This is a genomic window from Micromonospora sp. NPDC023966 (assembly GCF_040639095.1).
GTDB lineage: Bacteria > Actinomycetota > Actinomycetes > Mycobacteriales > Micromonosporaceae > Micromonospora.
The window spans coordinates 1-20983 of sequence record NZ_JBEZZJ010000052.1 but is presented as its reverse complement, the minus strand read 5'-3'; the positions used below and the strand labels follow the sequence as shown (position 1 = coordinate 20983).

Annotated in this window: 22 protein-coding genes and 1 pseudogene; 14 read left to right on the top strand and 9 right to left on the bottom strand. The window is 75.1% G+C overall.

All coding sequences use genetic code 11. The features are described from left to right. Positions 1 to 177 precede the first annotated feature (177 nt). On the bottom strand, positions 178 to 789 hold the full coding sequence (locus AB0F68_RS33575; protein ID WP_357345628.1) for a LysE family translocator: 612 nt from the start codon (positions 787 to 789) through the stop codon (positions 178 to 180). 29 nt (positions 790 to 818) lie between these two features. On the opposite strand from AB0F68_RS33575, the gene AB0F68_RS33570 reads away from it, so the two are divergent. Together AB0F68_RS33570 and AB0F68_RS33565 are read left to right on the top strand one after the other, a co-directional pair. After that, on the top strand, positions 819 to 2294 hold the full coding sequence (locus AB0F68_RS33570) for a PLP-dependent aminotransferase family protein (RefSeq protein ID WP_357345626.1): 1476 nt from the start codon (positions 819 to 821) through the stop codon (positions 2292 to 2294). A gap of 147 nt (positions 2295 to 2441) precedes the next feature. Continuing rightward, positions 2442 to 3689 carry an MFS transporter gene (locus AB0F68_RS33565; protein WP_357345624.1) on the top strand — a complete coding sequence of 416 codons (1248 nt, stop codon included), beginning with the start codon at positions 2442 to 2444 and terminating at the stop codon, positions 3687 to 3689. On the opposite strand, the gene AB0F68_RS33560 is transcribed toward AB0F68_RS33565, so the two are convergent. After that, positions 3668 to 4648 (bottom strand): transcriptional regulator, encoded by a 981-nt coding sequence (locus tag AB0F68_RS33560; protein ID WP_357345622.1) that lies wholly within the window; start codon positions 4646 to 4648, stop codon positions 3668 to 3670. The two genes, AB0F68_RS33565 and AB0F68_RS33560, sit on opposite strands and share 22 nt — an antisense overlap. A 44-nt stretch (positions 4649 to 4692) precedes the next feature. Between AB0F68_RS33560 and AB0F68_RS33555 the strand changes: the two genes are divergently transcribed. Genes AB0F68_RS33555 through AB0F68_RS33545 form a run of 3 tightly spaced genes read left to right on the top strand, consistent with a single transcriptional unit; the run spans position 4693 to position 6156 of the window. Further along, complete coding sequence (locus AB0F68_RS33555; RefSeq protein WP_357345620.1) at positions 4693 to 5169, top strand: hypothetical protein; 477 nt, start codon at positions 4693 to 4695, stop codon at positions 5167 to 5169. Next, positions 5169 to 5624 (top strand): hypothetical protein, encoded by a 456-nt coding sequence (locus AB0F68_RS33550; protein ID WP_357345618.1) that lies wholly within the window; start codon positions 5169 to 5171, stop codon positions 5622 to 5624. The genes AB0F68_RS33555 and AB0F68_RS33550 overlap by 1 nt, the downstream gene beginning before the upstream one ends. Before the next feature lie 10 nt (positions 5625 to 5634). After that, the gene (locus tag AB0F68_RS33545) at positions 5635 to 6156 is read left to right on the top strand and encodes a hypothetical protein (RefSeq protein WP_357345616.1); all 522 of its coding nucleotides are present in this window, start codon (positions 5635 to 5637) and stop codon (positions 6154 to 6156) included. On the opposite strand, the gene AB0F68_RS33540 is transcribed toward AB0F68_RS33545, so the two are convergent. Next, the gene (locus AB0F68_RS33540) at positions 6129 to 6788 is read right to left on the bottom strand and encodes a TetR/AcrR family transcriptional regulator (protein WP_357345614.1); all 660 of its coding nucleotides are present in this window, start codon (positions 6786 to 6788) and stop codon (positions 6129 to 6131) included. The two genes, AB0F68_RS33545 and AB0F68_RS33540, sit on opposite strands and share 28 nt — an antisense overlap. 114 nt (positions 6789 to 6902) lie before the next feature. Here AB0F68_RS33540 and AB0F68_RS33535 point away from each other — a divergent pair, with 114 nt between their 5' ends. Genes AB0F68_RS33535 through AB0F68_RS33525 form a run of 3 tightly spaced genes read left to right on the top strand, consistent with a single transcriptional unit; the run spans position 6903 to position 10159 of the window. Continuing rightward, positions 6903 to 8399 (top strand): NAD(P)/FAD-dependent oxidoreductase, encoded by a 1497-nt coding sequence (locus tag AB0F68_RS33535; RefSeq protein WP_357345612.1) that lies wholly within the window; start codon positions 6903 to 6905, stop codon positions 8397 to 8399. Between the two features lie 15 nt (positions 8400 to 8414). Then, on the top strand, positions 8415 to 9308 hold the full coding sequence (locus AB0F68_RS33530; RefSeq protein WP_357345608.1) for an SDR family oxidoreductase: 894 nt from the start codon (positions 8415 to 8417) through the stop codon (positions 9306 to 9308). Further along, positions 9305 to 10159 carry an alpha/beta fold hydrolase gene (locus tag AB0F68_RS33525; RefSeq protein ID WP_357345606.1) on the top strand — a complete coding sequence of 285 codons (855 nt, stop codon included), beginning with the start codon at positions 9305 to 9307 and terminating at the stop codon, positions 10157 to 10159. Before AB0F68_RS33530 ends, AB0F68_RS33525 begins: the two co-directional genes overlap by 4 nt. Here AB0F68_RS33525 and AB0F68_RS33520 read toward each other — a convergent pair. Continuing rightward, positions 10125 to 11288 (bottom strand): low temperature requirement protein A, encoded by a 1164-nt coding sequence (locus tag AB0F68_RS33520; protein WP_357345604.1) that lies wholly within the window; start codon positions 11286 to 11288, stop codon positions 10125 to 10127. The two genes, AB0F68_RS33525 and AB0F68_RS33520, sit on opposite strands and share 35 nt — an antisense overlap. 51 nt (positions 11289 to 11339) lie before the next feature. Continuing rightward, entirely contained in the window at positions 11340 to 12236 is an 897-nt protein-coding gene (locus tag AB0F68_RS33515; RefSeq protein ID WP_357345602.1) for a glycosyltransferase, read from the bottom strand. 66 nt (positions 12237 to 12302) lie between these two features. Here AB0F68_RS33515 and AB0F68_RS33510 point away from each other — a divergent pair, with 66 nt between their 5' ends. The 3 genes from AB0F68_RS33510 to AB0F68_RS33500 all read left to right on the top strand — a co-directional run bounded on the left by AB0F68_RS33510 (position 12303) and on the right by AB0F68_RS33500 (position 15437). Beyond that, positions 12303 to 13403 (top strand): CapA family protein, encoded by a 1101-nt coding sequence (locus AB0F68_RS33510; protein ID WP_357345600.1) that lies wholly within the window; start codon positions 12303 to 12305, stop codon positions 13401 to 13403. 67 nt (positions 13404 to 13470) lie between these two features. Then, positions 13471 to 14139: a GntR family transcriptional regulator gene (locus AB0F68_RS33505; protein WP_357345598.1), complete on the top strand. Its 669-nt coding sequence runs from the start codon at positions 13471 to 13473 to the stop codon at positions 14137 to 14139. After that, entirely contained in the window at positions 14136 to 15437 is a 1302-nt protein-coding gene (locus tag AB0F68_RS33500) for an MFS transporter (protein ID WP_357345597.1), read from the top strand. The genes AB0F68_RS33505 and AB0F68_RS33500 overlap by 4 nt, the downstream gene beginning before the upstream one ends. Before the next feature lie 16 nt (positions 15438 to 15453). On the opposite strand, the gene AB0F68_RS33495 is transcribed toward AB0F68_RS33500, so the two are convergent. Beyond that, complete coding sequence (locus AB0F68_RS33495) at positions 15454 to 15873, bottom strand: hypothetical protein (RefSeq protein ID WP_357345595.1); 420 nt, start codon at positions 15871 to 15873, stop codon at positions 15454 to 15456. Positions 15874 to 16064: 191 nt separating this feature from the next. Here AB0F68_RS33495 and AB0F68_RS33490 point away from each other — a divergent pair, with 191 nt between their 5' ends. Then, entirely contained in the window at positions 16065 to 17153 is a 1089-nt protein-coding gene (locus AB0F68_RS33490; protein WP_357345593.1) for an S-(hydroxymethyl)mycothiol dehydrogenase, read from the top strand. After that, positions 17150 to 17779, top strand: a complete 630-nt coding sequence (locus tag AB0F68_RS33485) for an MBL fold metallo-hydrolase (RefSeq protein ID WP_357345591.1) — start codon at positions 17150 to 17152, stop codon at positions 17777 to 17779. Before AB0F68_RS33490 ends, AB0F68_RS33485 begins: the two co-directional genes overlap by 4 nt. A gap of 46 nt (positions 17780 to 17825) precedes the next feature. Here the strand turns inward: AB0F68_RS33485 and tsaA are convergent, their stop codons facing one another. Genes tsaA through AB0F68_RS33470 form a run of 3 tightly spaced genes read right to left on the bottom strand, consistent with a single transcriptional unit; the run spans position 17826 to position 20037 of the window. Further along, positions 17826 to 18236 (bottom strand): tRNA (N6-threonylcarbamoyladenosine(37)-N6)-methyltransferase TrmO, encoded by a 411-nt coding sequence (tsaA, locus tag AB0F68_RS33480; protein ID WP_357345589.1) that lies wholly within the window; start codon positions 18234 to 18236, stop codon positions 17826 to 17828. Continuing rightward, a complete protein-coding gene (locus AB0F68_RS33475; protein ID WP_357345587.1) occupies positions 18233 to 19180 on the bottom strand; it encodes a sensor histidine kinase in 948 nt (315 codons plus the stop codon). Before AB0F68_RS33475 ends, tsaA begins: the two co-directional genes overlap by 4 nt. Beyond that, positions 19177 to 20037 carry an MEDS domain-containing protein gene (locus tag AB0F68_RS33470; protein ID WP_357345585.1) on the bottom strand — a complete coding sequence of 287 codons (861 nt, stop codon included), beginning with the start codon at positions 20035 to 20037 and terminating at the stop codon, positions 19177 to 19179. Before AB0F68_RS33470 ends, AB0F68_RS33475 begins: the two co-directional genes overlap by 4 nt. 534 nt (positions 20038 to 20571) lie before the next feature. Here AB0F68_RS33470 and AB0F68_RS33465 point away from each other — a divergent pair. Then, a pseudogene (locus AB0F68_RS33465) lies at positions 20572 to 20983 on the top strand (transcription termination factor Rho); the annotation flags it as partial.

Here is a 20983-nt window from a genome sequence, read left to right as displayed (position 1 = left end):
CGGGAAGCCGCCCTCGGATCCGGCGGCGAGGCGGGCGCGGGCGGTGTCGGCGTACGGGGCGAGCCGCGCGGTGACGTCGGCGGTGGGGGTGAGGCCGGTGGCGTGCAGGACGCCGCAGGTCAGCTGGGAAAGGTCGACCAGACCTCTGGGGAGTGCCGGAAGCGCACGGGAGAACTCCTATCGGGCGGTGAGGGCCAGGCCGAGGCCCAGGGCGAGGAAGCTGCCGGCGAAGCCGTGCCGCAGCAGCGCGGTCAGCCGGGGCCGGGCCAGCACCCGGCGGCGCAGCGCGCCGGCCAGCAGCGCGTACCCGGCGAAGACCACCAGGGTGGTCAGCATGAACACCGCGCCGGCGGCCAGCATCCGGGCCGGTGCGTCCGGCGAGTCCGGCGGGACGAACTGCGGCAGGAACGCCACGAAGAAGACGGTGACCTTGGGGTTCAGCAGGTTCAGCAGCACCCCGTCGCGGAACAGCCGGCCGGCCGGGCGGGGCGGGCGTTGCTCGTCCACCGGCAGCGGGCTGCGGTCGCGCAGCGCCGCCCAGGCCATCCAGAGCAGGTACGCCACGCCCAGCCAGGTAACCACCCGGAACGCCGGGGTGCCGGCGCGGAGCAGGGCGGCCAGCCCGGTCACCGCGGCGACCAGGTGCGGGACGAGGCTGAGGGTGCAGCCGGCGGCGGCGACCAGACCGGCCCGGCGGCCGGCGGAGAGGCCGGTGGCGAGGGTGTAGACCATCCCGGTGCCCGGGGTGATCACCACGACGAGCGTGGTCAGCAGGAAGGCGATGCTCATGCGATCCAGCCTGCGGCCATAATGGTCCGGTGGACAGGGCCAAACCGTCGGTGACCGAGGGGTCCATAACGGCCGGCGCCGACTTCCTCCAGCTCGACGTCGGGGAGGCCCCGCCCGGCGGCCGCGCCGACTGGCTGGCGGCCCGGCTGCGGGCCGCCATCGCCGACGGCCGGGTGCCGGTGGGCGCCCGGTTGCCGGCCAGCCGGGTGCTCGCCGCCGAGCTGGGCGTCTCCCGGGGTGTGGTGACGGAGGCGTACCAGCGGCTCACCGAGGACGGGCACGTGGTCGGCCGGGGCCGGGCCGGCACCGTCGTGGTGGCTACCCCGGCCGCCGTGGTCACCCGCGCCCCGGCGCCACCCCGCCCGCCGGAGGTGTTCGCCGCGCGGCCGGACACCGCCGTCTTCGACGCGCTGCGCAACGCTCCGGCGGAGCTGGACCTGACGCCCGGCGTACCCGATCTGGCGGCCTTTCCCCGCGCGGCCTGGCTGCGCGCGGAACGCGCGGTGCTGCACCGCCTGGCGCCCGCCGCCTTCGGGTACGGCGACCCGACTGGCACCCCCGCGCTGCGGCTCGCGGTCGCCACCTGGCTGGCCCGCAACCGCGGCATCCGGGTCGACCCGGCCGAGGTGGTGGTCGTGGCGGGGGTGTCCCAGGCGCTCGGTCTGCTCGCCCAGGTGCTGCACGCCGACGGCGTGCACACGGTCGCCGTGGAGGACCCCGGCTCGCTCGGCGTACGCCAGCACCTGAACAACTGGCGGCTGGACACGCCGCCGGTGCCGGTCGACGCCCACGGGCTGCGGGTCGACCGGCTGGAGGAGAGCGGCGCACCCGCCGTGATGCTCACCCCGGCGCACCAGTTCCCGACCGGGGTGGTGCTCGACGGCGACCGGCGTCGCCGGTTGCTGCGCTGGGCTCGTCGCGGCGGCCTGGTGATCGAGGACGACTACGACGCCGAGCACCGCTACGACCGCCCGCCGGTGCCGGCGCTGCGCGGGATGCTGCCGGACCGGGTCTGCTACACCGGCAGCGTCTCCAAGCTGCTGGCCCCGGCGCTGCGGATCGGCTGGGTGCTGGTTCCGCCCCGGCTGCACGCGGACCTGGTGGCGGCCAAGCGGATGGCCGACCTCGGCAACGCGGCCCTGCCGCAACTGGTGCTGGCCGAGCTGATGGACTCCGGCGAACTGGAGCGCCACCTGCGGCTGCTGCGCCGCCGGCACGTCCGTCGCCGGGACGCGATGATCCGGGCGGTCCGCGAGCACCTGCCCGGTGCTGTCGTGCACGGCGCCGCCGCCGGCCTGCACCTGCTGGTCACCCTGCCCGGCGAGGTCGACGACACGGCGCTCGCCGCGGCTGCGCTGCGCCGGGGCGTCAAGGTCCAACCCCTCTCCTGGCACGCCCAACGCCCGCAACCTGCCGGCCTGGTCCTCGGCTACGCCGCCAACCCACCAACGGACATCGACCGTGCCCTGAAAGCCCTCGCCGCGATCCTCCGCGACCTCCGCTGACCCGGGCTCCGCCTCGTTGATCACGAGGTTCGCGTCGCCGGTCAGATCGATCCCGACGCAAACCTCTCGATCGCCCGGGGCGTTTCTCCGACCGGGGGAGGGTAAGTGCCGATATGGATGGACGGTCCTGACGGTCAGGGGGCGGGAATGGTGGTCGCGACGCGGGCGCGGTCCCGGGTGGACGATCGCCCCGGTGCGGTGCTCGGGCGGTACGTCATGGCCGCCGTGCTGGTGCGGCTGGCCGACGAGGGCGCCCGGGTGGCCCTGGTGCTGCTGGCGATCGAGCGCACCGGCAGCGCGGCGTACGGCGGCCTGCTGGTGGCGGCGCTGATGGTCCCGCACGTGGTGGCCGGACCGGTGGTCGGCGCGGTCGCGGACGCGGTACGCCGGCGCCGGCTCTTCTACACCCTCGCCCTGCTCGGCTACGGCGGCGCGCTGGTCGCCGCGGTGACCTCGGCGGCCGCCTCCCGGCCGCTGTCGATCGCCCTCGTCGTGCTGGCGGGCTGCCTCGCGCCGGTCATGCTCGGAGGCCTGACCAGCCTGCTGCGCGACCTCGTGCCGGACCGGCTGGACAGCGCGTTCGGGGTCGACGCGACGTCGTACAACCTGGCCGGCATCGCCGGACCGGCGATCGCGGCGGTCACCGCCGGGGCGGCCGGGGCCGGCGCCGCGACGGTCGTGCTGGCCGCGCTGGTGGCCCTGGGCGGCGTGGTGCTGTGGACGCTGCCGATCCCCGACCGTCCGGCGCGCGCGGACCGCGACGCGGCACCCGGCCGGCTCAACCCGCTGGGCGGGATCCCGCTGCTGTGGCGGCGTCCCCGGCTCGGCGCGGTGACCCTGGCGAGCAGCTTCGGGCAGCTCGGCGTCGGCGCCCTGCCGGTGGTCGCGGCGCTGCTCGCCGGCCGGTTCCAGCACACCACGTACACCGGGCTGTTCCTGGCGGCGGCGTCGGTCGGCGGCCTGGTCGGCTCGCTGTGGTGCGCGCGCCACCCGATCCGCTCCCACCCGCCCGAGCGGGTGGTCGTGGCCAGCCTGCTCGCCATGGCGGTGCCGTTCGCGCTGGTGCCGCTCGTGCCGGCGGTGTGGGCCACGCTGCCGCTGTTCGCCCTGGTCGGGTTGCTGAACGGGCCGCTGTTCTGCGCGGTGCTCGCGGTGCGCGAGCGCGAGGCGCCGCCGGCGGCGCACACCCAGGTGTTCACCGTCGGCGCCGGCCTGAAGAGCACCGCGGCCGCCGCCGGCGCGGCGCTCGCCGGTGCCTGCACCGGCTCGGGGGTCGGTCTCCTGCTGCTCGGTGTGGCCGCCTGCCAGGCCTTCGGCGCGGTCGCGGGCGCCGCGGTCCTGCGGCTGTCCGCCCGCCCCGCCGGCAGCGCGGGTCAGCCCGGCGGCGGGTGGTAGAGGGCGGCGAGGGCGGTGGCGGTGTCCGCCAGCCGGTCGCGCAGCGCGGCGGGGGAGAGGACCTCCACCTCGGCGCCGAGCCGCAGCAGGTCACCGTGCGCGTGGGTGAGCGACTCGATGGGTACGACCGCCCGCACCCAACCCGCCGCGTCGGGCGGCCCGGCGCTGGCGTCCACCGCCGCGACCACCGCGTCGCTGGCGATCTCCCGCAGCCGCTCCCGGCCCCGCGGCGAGAGCCGGATGGTCGCCTCGTCCCGGTGCAGCCGGGCCCGGAAGGCGACCACGTGCGCCCGCCACCAGGCCGGCAGGTCGAACTCCGGCCGGTCGAACGGCTCATCCAGCGGGGTCAGGTCGAGGATCTGGTTGACCCGGTAGGTGACCGGCTCGGCACGGTCCGGCCGGGCGGCCACCACGTACCAGCGGCCGCCCTTGAGCACCAGCCCGTACGGTTCGAGGACCCGGGTCACCTCGCCGGTCCAGCTCCGGTAGCGGACCCGGACCCGGTGTTCCCGCCACACCGCCTCGGCCGCGGCGGCCAGGTAGGGCGACGGGTCGCCGTCGGAGTACCAGCCGGGGGTGTCCAGGTGGAACCGTTGCTGGAGCCGGCCGGCCCGGTCGGCCAGCGGGGGCGGCAGCGCGGCGCGCAGCTTGAGTTGCAGGGTGGCCACGACCGACTCGTAGCCCAGCTCGGCGGCCGGTCCGGGCAGCCCGGCGAAGAGCAGCCGGTCGGCCTCCTCGCCGGTGAGCCCGGTCAGCCGGGTCCGCCAGCCGTCGACCAGCCGGTAGCCGCCGGCGTGCCCGGCCTCGCCGTAGAGCGGGATGCCGGCGGCGTGCAGCGACTCGACGTCCCGGTAGACCGTGCGGACGGAGACCTCCAGCCGCTGGGCCAGCTCGGCGGCGGTGAGCCGGCCGTGGGCCTGGAGCAGCAGGAGGATCGAAAGAAGACGACTGGCCCGCATTCCACTGACACTAGCTGTCAGGGGAGCGGTCCTACCGTTCCGGCATGGCATTCCAGAACAAGGAACTGACCGTGCCGGGGACCGTCGAGGTCGCCGGCCGGCACGTCAAGCGCTACCACATCGACCAGCCGGACCGCCGCCTCGAACCGGAGGTGGTCGAGGCCGCGTACGCGTACCTGCCGAAGCTGCTGCCCGGCCCGGACGGCAGCACCCCGCCGGCGAGCTGGGTGGTGCTGCACCGGGGCGCGGACACCGGCGCCTACCTGCTGGCGTACAGCTGGTTCTTCGACAACGTGGTGGAGTGCCGGACCGCCGTGGCCGGCCAGCCCGCCCTGGACTGCCCGGACGACGACCCGGCGCACATCGTCCCGCTGGACCGCCCCGGCGTCGGCTGCGTCTGGGAACTGGGCGTGCTGGAGCACGAGCGGGCCGCCTGGGTGCGGCACATCCTCGCCCCCGACCGGCCGGACCTGGCCGGCTACCTGGCAGACAGCCGCGCCGAGGGGACGGTGGGTTTCTGATGGGCGACTTCGACTTCTTCGTCGGCACCTGGGACGTCACCAACCGGCGGCTGCGCCAGCGGCACGTGGGCAGCGACGACTGGGACGAGTTCCCCGGTACCAGCGTGGCGCACTCGTTCTTCGACGGCGCCGGCAGCTTCGACGAGATCCGCTTCCCGACCCGGGGCTTCTCCGGCTCGACCGTCCGCATCCTCGACCCGGCCACCGGCCTCTGGTCGATCTACTGGATGAACAGCAGGCGCGGGCTGCTCGAACTGCCGCCGATGGTCGGCCGGTTCGTCGACGGGGTCGGCACCTTCTACGCCGACGACACCGACGAGGGGCGACCGATCCGCTGCCGGTTCATCTGGTCGCGGAGCACGCCCACCTCCTGCCGCTGGGAGCAGGCGTTCTCCACCGACGGCGAACAGACCTGGGAGACAAACTGGATCATGGACTTTGCCCGGACCGGCTAGCCTGACCGCCATGCGGCGATGGCGGCGGGTCGATCCCTGGGGGCTGCGGCAGGCGTTTGCCGGATTCCTGATCCTGTGTGGCGCGGCGATGGCGTCCGTGGTCACGGTGACCGGCCTCCGCGCGGTCGCCCCCGGCACCGACCTGACGACGGCGGCGGGAATCCTCGGCGCGGTCGCCTTCCTGGGGCTCTGGCTGATCATCGCGGTCCGCTTCTACCTGGTGGGCATCTTCCGCAACGAGCGCGGCCTGCTCCTCCGCCACGTGCACCGCTCCCGACTGCTGCCCTGGTCCGAGGTGACCGGGTTCGACATCCGCGCGGCCCGGTTCCTCGGCTCGGCGACGGTCCGCAACGCCGCCTGGGTGCTCACCGGGGACGGCGCGTGGGAGGCGCCGGTGCAGCAGCGGTCGAGGCTGGCAGGCGTGCGCAAGAACAACGGGCCGGTGCTCTCCGCCGCGGACTTCGACCTGACGATGGCGCACCTGCGCGAGGCGCACGTCGCCGCTCAGAGCGGCGGCGTGGTGGTCCGGTAGATCGCGGTCAGCCAGACGTCGAGCAGCACGTCGACGACGTCCCGCTCGGCCACGGCCGGCCCGTCCCCGGCGAAGGTCGCATACCAGACCCGTTCGTTCATGGAGTTCAGCGCGATGGCGAGGTCCCGGGCGGGCAGCCCGTCCGGGGCCGCGCCGCGCGCGCGTTCGCCCTCGATGGCCGCCTCGACGGCGCGTACCCAGCGTTCCAGCACCTCGGCCCAGAGCCGGCGCACCTCGGCGTTGGTGCCGCGCACCTGGGCGCAGGCGAGCACCACGTCCCGGTGGCCGCCGAAGGTGGCGTGGAACCGGGCGATCAGTTCCCGCCAGCGGGCCCGCGGGTCGTCGGCGAGCCGGACCAGCACGTCGCCCGCGGCCGCGTTCGCCTCCTCGGTCACCCGGTCGAGCAGGGTGAGCAGCACCGCGTCCTTGGACGGGAAGTAGAAGTAGAAGGTGGGCCGGGAGATGCCGGCGCCCCGGGCCAGGTCGTCGATCGAGATGTCGCCGAAGGGCCGCTTCCGCAGCAGCCGCTCCGCGGTGGCGAGGATGGCCAGTTCCCGGTCGTCGCCGGTGGAGCGGCCGGAGCGCCGCCCGCGCGTCGGCGCGGCGCCGGTCGACGTACGGGCGGGGCTCATGTCGGCCGATGTTACACCCGCTCGACACCCTGTCGATTCCTCTCGACATGGTGTTGACTGCCGTCGACGGCGGTGGATAGTGTCCGGTCCACTGCCGCTCGAACGGGAGATGCCATGGCCTCCGACCACGTCGACGTCCTCATCGTCGGTGCCGGGCTCTCCGGCGTCGGCGCCGCCGTCCACCTGCAACGCGAGTGCCCGGGCAAGACCTACGCGGTGCTGGAGGCCCGGGGCGCCGTCGGCGGCACCTGGGACCTGTTCCGCTACCCGGGCATCCGCTCCGACTCCGACATGTTCACCCTCGGCTACTCGTTCAAGCCGTGGACCAACCCGAAGGCGATCGCCGACGGCGACGCCATCCGGGAGTACGTCCGGGAGACCGCCCGCGAGCACGGGGTGCAGCAGCACATCGGCTTCCACCACCGGGTGCTCCGCGCCGAGTGGGACAGCGCCACCGCCCGCTGGACGGTGCACGCCCACCGCGACGACACCGGCGAGGACGTCGTCCTGACCTGCGCGTTCCTGTTCGTCAATTCGGGCTACTACCGCTACGACGAGGGCTACACGCCGGAGTTCCCGGGCGTCGAGCGGTACGCCGGCCGGCTGGCGCACCCGCAGCACTGGCCCGAGGACCTCGACTACGCCGGCAAGCGGGTGGTGGTGATCGGCAGCGGCGCCACCGCGGTCACCCTGGTCCCGGCCCTGGCCGAGCGGGCCGGCCACGTCACCATGCTCCAGCGCTCACCCACGTACGTCATCTCGCTGCCCTCGCGCGACCCGCTCGCCGACGCGGCGCGGCGCTGGCTCCCGGCGAAGGCCGCGTACGCGGTGACCCGCTGGAAGAACGTGGCGCTCGGGGTGGCCAACTTCCAGCTCAGCCGGCGCGCCCCGGGCCTGGTGAAGAAGTTCCTCCGCCGGGCCGCCAAGGGCAAGCTCCCGGTCGGCTACGACGTCGACCGGCACTTCTCGCCCCGCTACAACCCCTGGGACCAGCGGCTCTGCGTGGTGCCAGACGGTGACCTGTTCGCCGCGCTCCACGCCGGGAAGGCCGCGGTGGTCACCGACACCATCGACACGTTCACCGAGCGGGGCATCCGGCTCACCTCCGGCGCGGAACTGCCCGCCGACGTCGTGGTCACCGCCACCGGCCTCAACCTGCTCGCGCTCGGCGGGATGACCCTGGCCGTGGACGGCACCGAGGTCGACCTCGCCTCGACCGTCGCCTACAAGGGCATGATGCTCTCCGGGGTGCCGAACTTCGCGATGACCATCGGCTACACCAACGCCTCCTGGACGCTCAAGGCCGACCTGGTCGCCACGTACGTCTGCCGGCTGCTGCGCCACCTCGACGACACCGGCCAGCAGATCGTCACCCCGCTCGCCCCGGACGCCACCGACCTGGTGCCGATCATCGACCTGCAGTCCGGATACGTGCTGCGCGCCGTCGACCAGCTGCCCAAGCAGGGCCCCACGGCGCCGTGGCGACTGCACCAGAACTACCCCCGCGACGTGCTGCTGATGCGGCACGGCCGGCTGACCGACTCCGGTGTGCGCTTCTCCCGCGCGGGCACCCCCGCCACCGTCGCCGACCGTCCCGCGCCCGTCGCCTGACCCCCGAGGAGCGTCATGCGTGACTTCGTCTTCCCCGGTGGCACCGCGGTGCTGACCGGCGCGGCCAGCGGCATCGGTGAGGCCCTGGCGCACGGGCTGGCCCGGCGCGGCGCCGACCTGGTCCTGCTCGACCGGGACGCCGAGCGGCTGGAAGCGGTGGTCGCCGCGATCCGCGCCGCGCACCCCGACCGGCGGATCGAGACCCACCTGGTCGACCTCGCCGACGCCGACGCCACCGACCGGGTGGCCGCCGAGATCCACCGCGCGCACCCGCGGATCCGGCTGCTGGTCAACAACGCCGGGGTGGCGCTGGGCGGCCGGTTCGACCAGGTCACCCTGGACGAGTTCCTCTGGGTCATCGAGATCAACTTCCGGGCGGTGGTACGGCTGACCCACGCGCTGCTGCCCGCGCTGAAGGCCGAGCCCGGCGCCCACCTGGTCAACGTCTCCAGCCTCTTCGGGCTGATCGCGCCCGCCGGGCAGGCCGCCTACTCGGCCAGCAAGTTCGCCGTGCGCGGCTTCACCGAGGCGCTGCGGCACGAACTCGTCGACGACGGGATCGGGGTCACGTCGGTGCACCCGGGCGGCATCCGCACCCGGATCGCGGCCAGCGCCCGGGTGGGCAGCGGCGTTTCCCTGGAGGAGTACGAGGCCGGCCGGAAGCAGTTCGAGAAGCTGCTCTCCATCGACCCGGCGACGGCCGCCGAGGTGATCCTGCGCGGGGTCGAGCGCCGCCGCGGCCGGGTCCTCATCGGCTGGTCGGCGAAGCTGCCCGACCTGCTGGCCCGGGTCGCCCCCGCCGGGTACGGGAAGCTGCTGGCCCTGGGGATGCGACCGCGCCCGGCCCGGGTGCCGGCCCCGCGACCCGCCGCCGAGCCGGTCCCGTCGGACCCGGGACGGCCGGCGTGACCCTCGCCCTGCCGCCCGCCGACGAGCTGAGTGTCGCCGGGCGGCGGATGCGCTGCCGGATCGCCGGCGACGGACCGCCGGTCGTGCTGCTGCACGGCATCGGCCGGACGCTGGAGGACTTCACCGCCCTGCACGCGGCGCTGGCCGGCGACCACCGGGTGCTCGCCATGGACCTGCCCGGGCACGGCGGCTCCGCGCCGCTGGACGACCCGCACACGCTGCCGGCCCTGGCCGCGGCCGTCGCGGGCTTCCTGGACGCCGCCGGGGTCACCGGCCCGGTGCACCTGGTCGGCAACTCCCTCGGCGGGGCGGTGGCCATGCGGCTCGCCGCCGACGCGCCGGAGCGGGCGGCGAGCCTGGTGCTGGTCAACAGCGCCGGTTTCGGCCGGGAGGTGACCGCCGCGCTGCGGCTGCTCGCCGTGCGGCCCCTGGCCCGGCTGCTGCTGCGCCCGCACCCGGCGATCGCCCGCCGCACCGAGCGGGCCATCTTCCACGATCCGGCGTACGTCACCGAGGCGCGGATCGCCACCGCGCTGGCGGCGGCCCGGCAGCCGCACGCCGCCCGGGTGATGCTGGAACTGGTCCGCGACCTCGGCACCTGGCGCGGGGTACGCCCCGAGTGGCGTACCGAACTGCTCGACGCGGTGGCCGCGCTCGACCTGCCCACCCTGGTCGTCTGGGGCGACCGGGACCTGATCCTGCCGGCCGCCCACCTGGCGTACGCCCGGAGCCGGCTGCCGAAGGCGCAGAGCCACCTGTTCCCCGACACCGGGCACATGCCGCAGATCGAGCGGGCCGCGGAGTTCGAGGCGCTGGTCAGGAGGTTCTGGTCGCGGCCCGGTGCCGCATGACCAGCGTGACGGCCACCAGGACCACCAGCACCCCGGCGATCACCTCGACCGGGGCGGCCAGCCACGGCGCCATCAGCACCAGCGCCGCCGCGGCGGGGAACAGCACCCGCCCGAGGCCGCGCTTGGCGGGCAGGTGCAGCGCCCAGAGGGCGATCAGGTAGATCGCGACCGGCACGGCGACCGCGTAGCCGGCGACCCGGCCGGAGGCGTGCCCGGTGTGCAGGTCGTGGTCGATCGCCACGGCCAGCCCGGCGCCGACCGCGGCGATCGAGGCGAAGACGAAGTAGTGGCCGTAGCCCCAGGACAGCGCGCCGGGCAGTGACGCGGGCGGCAGCGGGTTGGGCCGGTCGAAGTAGAGCCACCAGATCGCGAAGACGATCACCATGCCGGCCGCCGCCAGCACCCACAGCTTCTCGTTGCCCGCGTCCACCCCGCGCTGGATTGCCACCGAGGTGGAGAGCACCACCTCGCCGAGCACGATCAGCGTGAACAGCTGGTACCGCTCGGAGATGTGCCGCGGGTGCCAGGTGGTCTGTCCGTGCCGCTCGCCGAGCACCGGGACCAGCAGGTCGGCGAGGACCAGAACCACGAACGAGGGCAAAAGCCAGCCGGTCGGCAGGAGGAGCCGGAGCAGCCAGCCGAGCTGCACCACGGCCACCCCGACCGCGAACGTCAGGGCGGTGGTCCGGTGCGCCGGGTCGCCGGCGGCCGCCCGCAGCCAGTTGACCATGGCGGCCAGCCGCATCACCACGTAGCCGTAGGTGATCGTGGTGAAGTCGCCCTCCCCGAAGGCGCGGGGCACGCCGGCGGCGAGGATCAGCGCCCCGGCGATCTGCACCAGGACGGTCAGCCGGTAGACGTCGTCATCGGTGTCGTAGGCGGAGGCGAACCAGGTGAAGTTCACCCAGGCCCACCAGATCGCGAAGAACACGCTCAGGTAGCCGACGAGGCCGTGCGCGAGGTGCCCCTCCGTCACGTCGTGGTGCAGCCCCGTGGAGGCCTGCGCCACCGCCACCACGAAGCAGAGGTCGAAGAACAGCTCCAGCGGGGTGGCGGACCGGTGCTTCTCGTCTCGCCGGCGGGCCCGCATCGGCCGGTACCAGGCGCGGAAGGACGCGGTGGTGGTCAAATCGGTGCTCCTCGGCGCCGGCCGGTCAGCTGCGCCCACACGATAACCAGCTCAGGCGGCCGCGGACCCGAGCGGCTCGGGAACTCCGGCGGAAAGAGGTGCCACGGCCTCGGCCCGGGCCAGCGTGACGAGCGCGGTCTCCAGGCCGGCCGGCAGCCGCCGCCGGTGCCGCAGCGCCCAGCCGGCCTGCCGGGCGGCGTCGCGCAGGCCGGCCCGCCCGGCGGGGTCCCGCCACGCCTCGGCGACCACCGCGCGCAGCACCGACCCCGGCCGGCGCAGCGCCGCGGTGAGCACCCGGTTGCGCGCCTCCACCCGCCGCCGGGCCCGCGGGTCGCGCCGGGTCGGCACCGGCAGGTGGTGGGCCACCAGCTCCGGCACGTACGCGAGGTTCCAGCCCGCCGCCGCCAGGTCCATCGCCAGCAGCGCCTCCTCGCCGTACGTGCCGAGCCGTTCGGCGAAGCCGCCCACCTGCCGGTACGCGTCGCGGCGCAGCACCACCGCGCAGGCCAGGAAGCCGAGCACGGTCGGCCCCGGCGCGCCCGGCTCGGCGCCCAGCGGCGCCCGGGCCATCGCGGCCGAGACCGGGTCCCGCCGGGCCGCCGCACCGACCCGCACCTCCCCGGTGAGCAGCGCGGTACGCGGATGCCGGCGCAGCAGCGCGGCCGCCCGGTCGAGCGCGCCCGGCGCCCAGTACGAGTCGTCGTCGGCGAACGCCACGTACGGCGTGCGGGCCAGCCCCACCCCGACGTTGCGGGCGGCCCCGGCGCCCGCGTTGCGGCCCAGCTCCACCACGCGCACCCGGGGGAACTCCCGGGCGACGGCGGCCGGGGTCCCGTCGTCGGAGCCGTTGTCCACCACGATCACCGGGGCGGTGTGCCGGGGCAGCAGGGCGAAAAGCTGCTCCCGCCGGTTGCGGGTGGCCACCACGATCGTCACGTCCGTCGTCATGGCGGCCCTGGTACCCCGGCCGGCCGGACTCACGCGTGGCGCGGCGCACGGCGGGAACACCGCGGCATGGCCGAGGTGACGCTCTTCCTCGCCGGCGACGTGATGACCGGGCGGGGCGTGGACCAGATCCTGCCGCACCCGGGGTCGCCCGCGCTGCGGGAGGAGCTGGTCACCGACGCCCGCCGGTACGTCGCGCTGGCCGAGTCGGCGGCCGACTCGGTGCCGCGCCCGGCCCCGCCCGAGTGGCCGTGGGGCGACGCGCTGCGGCTGCTCGACGCGGAACGTCCGGACGCGCGGATCGTCAACCTGGAGACGGCCGTGACCGCCCGCGGCGAGTACGCCCCCGGCAAGGGCATCCACTACCGGATGCACCCCGCGAACCTGCCCTGCCTCACGGCCGCCCGGCTCGATGTCTGCGCCCTCGGCAACAACCACGTGCTGGACTTCGGCCCCACCGGGCTGGCCGACACCCTGGACGCGTTGCGGAGCGCGGGTATCCGGACCGCCGGCGCCGGCCGGGATGCCGAGGAGGCGTGGCGACCCGCCACCGTGGCGCTGGCCGGCGACCGCCGGCTGCTGGTCTGGTCGGTGGGCGCGGCGTCCAGCGGGGTCTTCCCGCAGTGGGCGGCGGGGGACGGCCGGCCCGGGGTCGCGTACCTGCCGGAGGTGTCCGCGGCGACGGCCGGCGTGCTCGCCGAGCGGATCGCCTGGACCGCGCGGCCGACGGACCTGGTCGTGGTCTCGGTGCACTGGGGGAGCAACTGGGGTCACGAGGTGCCGGACGAACACGTCGAGTTCGCGCACGCGCTGGTCGACGCCGGGGTGCACGTGGTGTACGGGCACTCCTCCCACCATCCCCGGCCGGTCGAGCGCTACCGGGGCCGGCTCATCCTCTACGGCTGCGGCGACCTGATCGACGACTACGAGGGGATCGGCGGGCAGGAGGCGTACCGGCCGGAGCTGCGACTGCTGCACCTGCCCACCCTCGACGCCGCCACCGGCGAGCTGCGGCGGCTGCGCCTCATTCCGGTCCGGATGCGCCGGATGCGCCTGCAACCCGCCACGCCCGCCGAGGCCGGCTGGCTCGCCGACCTCCTCGACGCCCTCGGCCGGCCCTCCGGCACCCGCTTCACCCGCGCCCCCGACGGCGCGCTCACGCTGCGCTGACGTGGCCCGGGCCACGTTCGTGGCGTGCGGCGCCGGTGCCCCACCGGCCGGGGCGCACCATAGATACATGACGCATCCCACCCCGGTGTCCGGTGGGCGGACGGCCGGGCCCTCCGCCGCCGAGCGGGCCTACCAGCACCTCAAGCGGGCCGTTCTGGAGCAGGTCTACCCGGGCGGGCTGCTGATCAGCGAGGGCGAGATCGCCGAGGCGACCGGGGTGTCCCGGACCCCGGTCCGGGAGGCGCTGCTGCGCCTGGAGGCCGAGGGCCTGGTCAAGCTCTACCCCAAGCGCGGGGCGCTGATCCGGCCGGTCTCGGCCCGGGAGATCGCCGACGTCATCGAGGCCCGCCGCCTGGTGGAGTTGCACGCCGCCGAGCAGGTCTGGCCGCGTCGCGCCGCCATCCGCGGCGACCTGGCCCGCTGGCTCGACGAGATGCGGCGGGCGCACGCCGAGGGTGACGTCACCGCGCTGATGGCCGCCGACCGGGCGTTCCACGCCACCGTGGTGGAGGCGGCCGGCAACGAGATCCTCGCCGAGCTCTACCACCGGCTGCGCGACCGGCAACTGCGGATGGGCGAGGCCAGCTTCCGGCTCTCGCCGGGCTGGGCCGAGGTGGCCCTCACCGAGCACGCCGGCCAGCTCGCCGCCCTCGACGGCGACGACCCGGGGGCCTGGCTCGACGCGGTCGGCGCCCACATCGACAACGCCGCGACCGTGCTGCGGACGCTCCGGTGAGCGCCGCCAGCCCGACGGTCGCCCCGCGCCGCTCCGCCGCCCTGGTCTTCGCGGTGGCCCTCACCGCGTACGTGACCGCGGTCTTCCACCGCAGCTCGCTCGGCGTCACCGGGGTCGACGCGGCGGAGCGCTTCCACATCAACGCCGCCGCCCTGGCCACCTTCAGCGTCGCCCAGCTCGCCGTCTACGCGGCCATGCAGGTCCCGGTCGGGGTGCTGCTCGACCGGTTCGGCTCGCGCCGGCTGCTGCTGGCCGGCGGCGCGCTCATGGTGGCCGGGCAGCTCTGCTTCGCCGTGGCCACCGACGTCCGGCTCGCCGTCGCCGCCCGGGTGCTGGTCGGCCTTGGCGACGCGATGACCTTCATCAGCGTGCTGCGGATCGTGGCGTTCTGGTTCCCCGGCCGGCGCAACCCGCTGCTCGTGCAGCTCACCGGCACGGTCGGGCAGCTCGGCGCGGTGCTCGGCGCCGTACCCCTGGTGGCGCTGCTGCACCACACCGGCTGGACGCCCGCGTTCCTGACCGCGGCCGCGCTGGGCGCGACCGTGCTGCTGCTGGTGCTCGTCGCGGTCCGGGACACCCCGCACGCCGGGCACACGACCGCGCTCGCGCCCGGCCTGAGCACCGTACGCCGGCAGCTCGCCGACGCCTGGGCCCAGCCCGGCACCCGGCTGGGTCTCTGGACGCACTTCGTCACCCAGTTCTCCGGCTCGGTGTTCGCCCTGCTCTGGGGTTACCCCTTCCTGGTGCAGGGCCAGGGCTTCTCGCCCACCGCGGCGGCCGCCCTGCTCACCCTCATGACGGTGGTGACCCTGGTCTGCGGCCCGGTCATCGCGCACCTGTGCGCCCGGCACCCGTTCCACCGCTCGGCGGTGGTCTTCGCCATCACCGCCGGCACCGCCGCCGTCTGGGCGGTGGTGCTGGCCTGGCCCGGACGCGCCCCGCACGGGCTGCTGGTGGCGCTGGTGGTCGTCCTCGCGGTCAACGGCCCGGGCTCGGTGATCGGCTTCGACTACGCGCGCACCTTCAACCCGGTGCACCGGATCGGCAGCGCAACCGGCATCGTCAACGTCGGCGGGTTCGTCGCCTCGATCCTGCTGATCCTGGCGGTCGGCGTGGTGCTCGACCTGGCCACCCCGGCCGGCCGGAGCACGCCGCCGCTGTCCGCGTTCCGCTGGGCGTTCGCCGTGCAGTACCTGCTCTGGGGGCTGGGCGCGGTGCAGGTGCTGCGCTACCGCAACGCCGCCCGCCGCCGGTACGCCGCCGAACGCGCCGCCGTCGCCGTCGCGGCGCCCGCCTGAGCCGCGCACCGACCGGTCAGTGGAACCGGCTCCGGTGGGTGACCGAGTCCAGCACCAGGGTCAGCCCGGCAGCGACCAGCCAGCTGTCCTTGGCCAGCACGGTGCCCGCCTGGGACGGCTTCAGGCTGTTCGCCTCCCGCATCCCGGGCGTCTTGAGGTAGAGCTGCACCAGCCCGGCGCCGAAGGCGGTGAGCGCCGCGCCGGCCAGCAGCGACGGCACGAACGGGATGAGCAGCGCGGCGCCCAGGGCGATCTCGCCGCGGGAGAGCAGCTTGGCGAACCGGTCCGGCTCGAACTGCTGCAACTGCGGGATCGCCCCGACCGCCATGCCGTGCATACCGGCGGCGGCCTCGCCCTCCAGGGACCGCTTGGAGAGCCCGGAATTCAGGATGAACGCGCCGATGACGATCCGCAGCGGCGCATGGGTCAACTTCATGATCACTCCCGTCGGTGCCGGAGAACCGGGCCCCCGCGTACCCGCCGACGCGCGGGATAACCCGCCGGTCGGCGGTGGGCCGCCGGTGAAGATCGGCGGTAGGTTCGTCCGGGGACGAACGACGGAGGCCCGGTCAGCGCGAGGAGTGAGCCGGGTCGGCGAGCCCCGCAGTCGCGAACGAAGGAGGCACCGTGGGTCAGGAAGTCCGGGGAGTCGTGTCGTTGCGCAAGGGCGCGCCGGTGGAGGTCACCACCATCGTGGTGCCCGACCCGGGGCCGGGCGAGGCGGTGGTCCGCGTCCAGTCCTGCGGGGTGTGCCACACCGACCTGCACTACCGCGAGGGCGGCATCAACGACGACTACCCGTTCCTGCTGGGCCACGAGGCCGCCGGCATCGTGGAGCAGGTGGGGGAGGGCGTCACCGACGTGGCCCCCGGCGACTTCGTGGTGCTCAACTGGCGGGCCGTCTGCGGGCAGTGCCGCGCCTGCCGGCGGGGCCGCCCGTGGCACTGCTTCAACACCCACAACGCCGCGCAGAGGATGACGCTGACCGACGGCACCGAGCTCGCGCCCGCCCTGGGCATCGGCGCGTTCGCCGAGAAGACCCTCGTGCACGCCGGCCAGTGCACCAAGGTCGACCCGTCCGCCCGGCCCGCCGCTGTCGGGCTGCTCGGCTGTGGCGTGATGGCCGGTCTCGGCGCGGCCATGAACACCGGCGGCGTGACCCGGGGCGACTCGGTGGCGGTGATCGGCTGCGGCGGGGTCGGCGACGCGGCGGTGGCCGGCGCGGCCCTGGCCGGCGCGACCACCATCATCGCGGTGGACACCGACTCCCGGAAGCTCGACTGGGCCCGGAAGTTCGGCGCCACGCACACCGTCAACGCCTCGGAGGACGATCCGGTCGAGGCGATCCGCGCCGCCACCGGCGGGTTCGGCGCCGACGTGGTCATCGAGGCGGTGGGCCGCCCGGAGACCTGGAAGCAGGCCTTCTACGCCCGCGACCTGGCCGGCACCGTCGTCCTGGTCGGCGTCCCCACCCCGGAGATGAAGATCGAGCTGCCGCTGCTGGACGTCTTCGGCCGCGGTGGCGCCCTCAAGTCCAGCTGGTACGGCGACTGCCTGCCCAGCCGCGACTTCCCGATGCTCACCGAGCTGTACCGGCAGGGCCGCCTCGACCTGGACGCCTTCGTCACCGAGGAGATCGCCCTCGACCAGGTCGAGGAGGCGTTCACCCGGATGCACCACGGTGACGTGCTCCGGTCGGTGGTGGTCTTCCCGTGACGGCCCACGTCGACCACACCGTCACCTCCGGCACGTTCTCCCTCGACGGGCAGACCTTCGACGTCGACAACAACGTCTGGGTGATCGGCGACGACGCCGAGTGCGTGGTCGTCGACGCCCCGCACGACGTCGCCGCCATCCGCGCGATGATCGGCGACCGCCGGGTGCTCGCCGTGCTGGCCACCCACGCCCACGACGACCACGTCCGGGTCGCGCCCGAACTGACCCGGGCCACCGGCGCGCCGGTGCTGCTGCACCCGGCCGACCGGGTCCTCTGGGACCTGGTCCACCCGGACACTCCGCCCGACGGCGACCTCACCGACGGTCAGGCCGTCGAGGTCGGCGGCACCACGCTCCGGGTGCTGCACACCCCCGGCCACAGCCCGGGCGCGTGCAGCCTGTACGCCCCCGACCTCGGCGCGGTCTTCACCGGGGACACCCTCTTCGCCGGCGGTCCCGGCGCCACCGGCCGCTCCTTCAGCGACTTCGGCACGATCGTCGAGTCGATCCGCACCCGGCTGCTCACCCTGCCGCCGCAGACCGTGGTCCACACCGGACACGGCGACGACACCAGCATCGCCGCCGAGGCGCCCCACCTGGACGAGTGGATCGCCCGCGGGCACTGAGCCGATCGCCCGGCCGGGTCAGCGGCCCGGCCGGGCGGCGCCGGCCTCAGCGCTCGCCGTCGAGCACCGGCTTGACGTCGAGTACGGGAGTGCCGTCGACCGCCTCCAGGTCGGCGACCCGCAGCCGTACGCCGTCCACGTCGAGCACCCGCACCCGGTGCAGCCCGATCGGATTGGGCCGGTGCGGCGAGCGGGTGGCGAACACGCCGGTCTCCGGCCGCGACACGTCGCCGCGCGGGTGCACCGCGAGCACGTCCCGCCGGGCCTGGTCCAACCAGGTCAGCACCAGCACGTCCGCGCCGGGCCGCAGCCCGGCCAGCGCCGGGGCGTACGCCTCGTCGAAGACCAGCGACGCCTGCGGCGCGCCCTCGTCGCCCTGCTTCGGCGCCGCCGCCGGGTCGGTCAACGGCGACTCGACCCGGCCGACCGCCCGCAGCGCCGGTTCCGTTCCCGTCATGGGCCCTCCCTCAGCATGTGCAGCCGGAACGTGGTGCCGGCCGCGGTGGTGTGCACCAGCACCAGGTCGCACAGCGCGTGCACGATGACCAGCCCCCGCCCGCCGATGCCGTCGTGCGCCGGGGCGAGCCGCCCGGCGAGCGGGTCGGCCAGCCAGCCGTCGTCGTGGACCTCGCACACCAGGTGCCGGTCCGTGCACCACGCCTCGAGGGTGCCGGCACCCCCGGCGTGCGCCACGCTGTTCGTGGCCAGCTCGGTGACCGCGATCTGCAGGTCGGCCACCCGGTGGGCGGCCAGCCCGGCGGACGCCGCCTGGTCGGCGACGAACCGCCGGACCTGCGGCAACGTCGCCAGGTCGTAGCGGAGCACCGCGGCCCGCTCGGGCGGAGCGGGCAGCGGCTTGTTGTGCCGCTCGGTGACCTCGACCGGGGCGTAGCCGGCGATGCGGCGGCACCCGGAGCCGTCGATCAGCAGCGGGTGCGTGCAGCGGGCCTCGGCGAGCACGCCGGGGTCGAGCCGGCCCGCGTCGTAGGGGCAGAGGATGCTCCCCGCACGGCCCGCGAAGGCCCAGTTGATCGCGGCCTCGTGCTGGGCGGCGGCCCGGTACTCCTCGGCGGTGCGGCCGGCCCAGATCGGCTCGCCGATGATCCGGAACCGCCGATCGGGATGCCGGTCGGCGAACGCCTGCAGCACCAGCGGGATGATGCGGCCGGGGTTGCGCCCCGCCTCGGTCATGTCGGCCCATCCGACGGCGTCGCCGGCCGTGCCGAGCGCCGCGCGGATCAGCGCGAGCTGAGGGCCGGGCGTGGCCACCAGCACCGGCTCACCCGCGGCGAGTCCCTCCTGGACGAACGGCACGGTGACCGCGAGCAGGCTCGCGGCGTCGGTGTAGAACGCCAGTTCGTGACGGAAGCCGGCCGGTGTCGGGTCGGTGGGTGCGCTCACGCCGGGTGCTCCGTCGACATGTCGTCGAGCAGGTGCAGCAGCCGGCGCAGGGCGGGCCGGCACCCGACCAGCCGGATGCCGGTGGCGCTGGCCCGGTCGGCCCGGACAATCGCGGTGGCGGCGCCCACGTCGACGAAGCTCAGGTCGGAGACATCCACCACCGGCGGTCGTCCCGCCGTCCGCTCGTCGGCCGTCACGTTCTCCAGCACCGCGGTGAACGCCTCCCGGTTGCTCCGGTCCACCTGCCCCACCAGCCGCAACCCCGGCGGGTCGATCGTCCGGTACGCCCGCAGTAGCGGCGCCCAGGTCCGCGCGTTCTGCGGCCCGGCCGTGCCCGGATGGGCGGCGGCGAGGGCGCGCATCCCGTCCACCGGGAAGCGCCGCCGGTCGTACAGGCACAGGCCGGCGACCCGCCCGTCCAGGAAGAGCGGGTTGAGCGCGGTCTCGTAGCGGCGCAGGTCGTCCAGGGTGGTGCCGCTGCGCAGCACCCACGCCATGTCACCGGCCAGCCGGATCCCCGGGTAGCCCTCCTGCCGCGCGCGGTCGACCTCGTCGGCCACGGTGGCGACCATCGTCTCCGGAGCCGGCCGCTCGCCGGTCGGGTAGACCTCCACGGCGGGCACGATGCGCAGCCGGCCGGCCGCCACGGCGGCCTCGGTCGGCACGCCGACGGCGTCGACCCGGGCGCGCACCGCCTGCGGCGGCGAGGTCTCGGTGAAGCAGACGACCTTGTGACCGAGGCGCAGGCCGGCGGCGGCGAAGCGGCCGACGGCATCGAGAGCGCCGCTCTCGTCGTCGTGCGTCCAACAGACGTGGTCGCCCAGGTGGACCTGGTCGACCACGGTCGTAGCAGTCACGGTGCGGGCCTTCCCGGTCGGTGCGTCCCTCACTGTAACGCCGGCCCCGGTTCCGGCCGAACCGGCCGTGATCCGCTTGCCGGTGGCGGTGTTCCGGGTTAACCTGGCGACGGATCCGGATGCCGGCGCGCAGCGCCACCCGGAATCCGCCTTTCCTCGCACGCGGCAGCCCGTCCGGCGCCTCGCCGATCCGGTCGTCAGCACGCGGCCCACCGTCGGCTCGCCGGCCCTGGCGGCCCGACACCCGGCACGGGCCTCCGCCGGACCGGCCTCGGCCGTCCCTTCCCGCAGCGCCGTCATGGGTCGCCCGGCCCACAGCACCCACAGCGTGGTCCTGGTCAGCCTCTTCTCGGCGCGCCGGCCTCGCATGCCTGGTGCCGCGAGCCGTTCGTGCCGTGAGTCCATCGCCCCGCCCATGCGCTCCGGCCGCGAGCCCGCCGCCTCGCGCATCCGCTGAACCATCCCCCCTCCACCCGTCCCCATCGGGGACGGCCACCGATCGAAAGGCACTCGATGACCGACACCTCCGCGCCGCTCCCCGTGAGCGGCATCGTCGACACGATCGACGACCACGCGCTGCTTCGGGTCGACGGCTACCTGCCCTCCGCCGCGGACGCCCACCTCACCGCCGGGCAGGTGCGCCGCTACGGCCTGCGCCGCGGCGACCTCGTCACGGGGGCGGTCGCCGCCGCGCCCGGCAAGGGCCGGCACGCGTCGCTGGTCCGGCTCGACACCGTCAACGGGACGCCCCCCGACCAGGCGCGCCGCCGCCCGGAGTTCCACCGGCTCACGCCGGTCCACCCGCACCAGCGGCTGCGGCTGGAGACCGAACCGAACGTGCTGACCACCCCGGTCATCGACCTGGTGATGCCGATCGGCAAGGGCCAGCGGGCGCTGATCGTCTCGCCGCCGAAGGCGGGTAAGACGATGGTGCTGCAGGCGATCG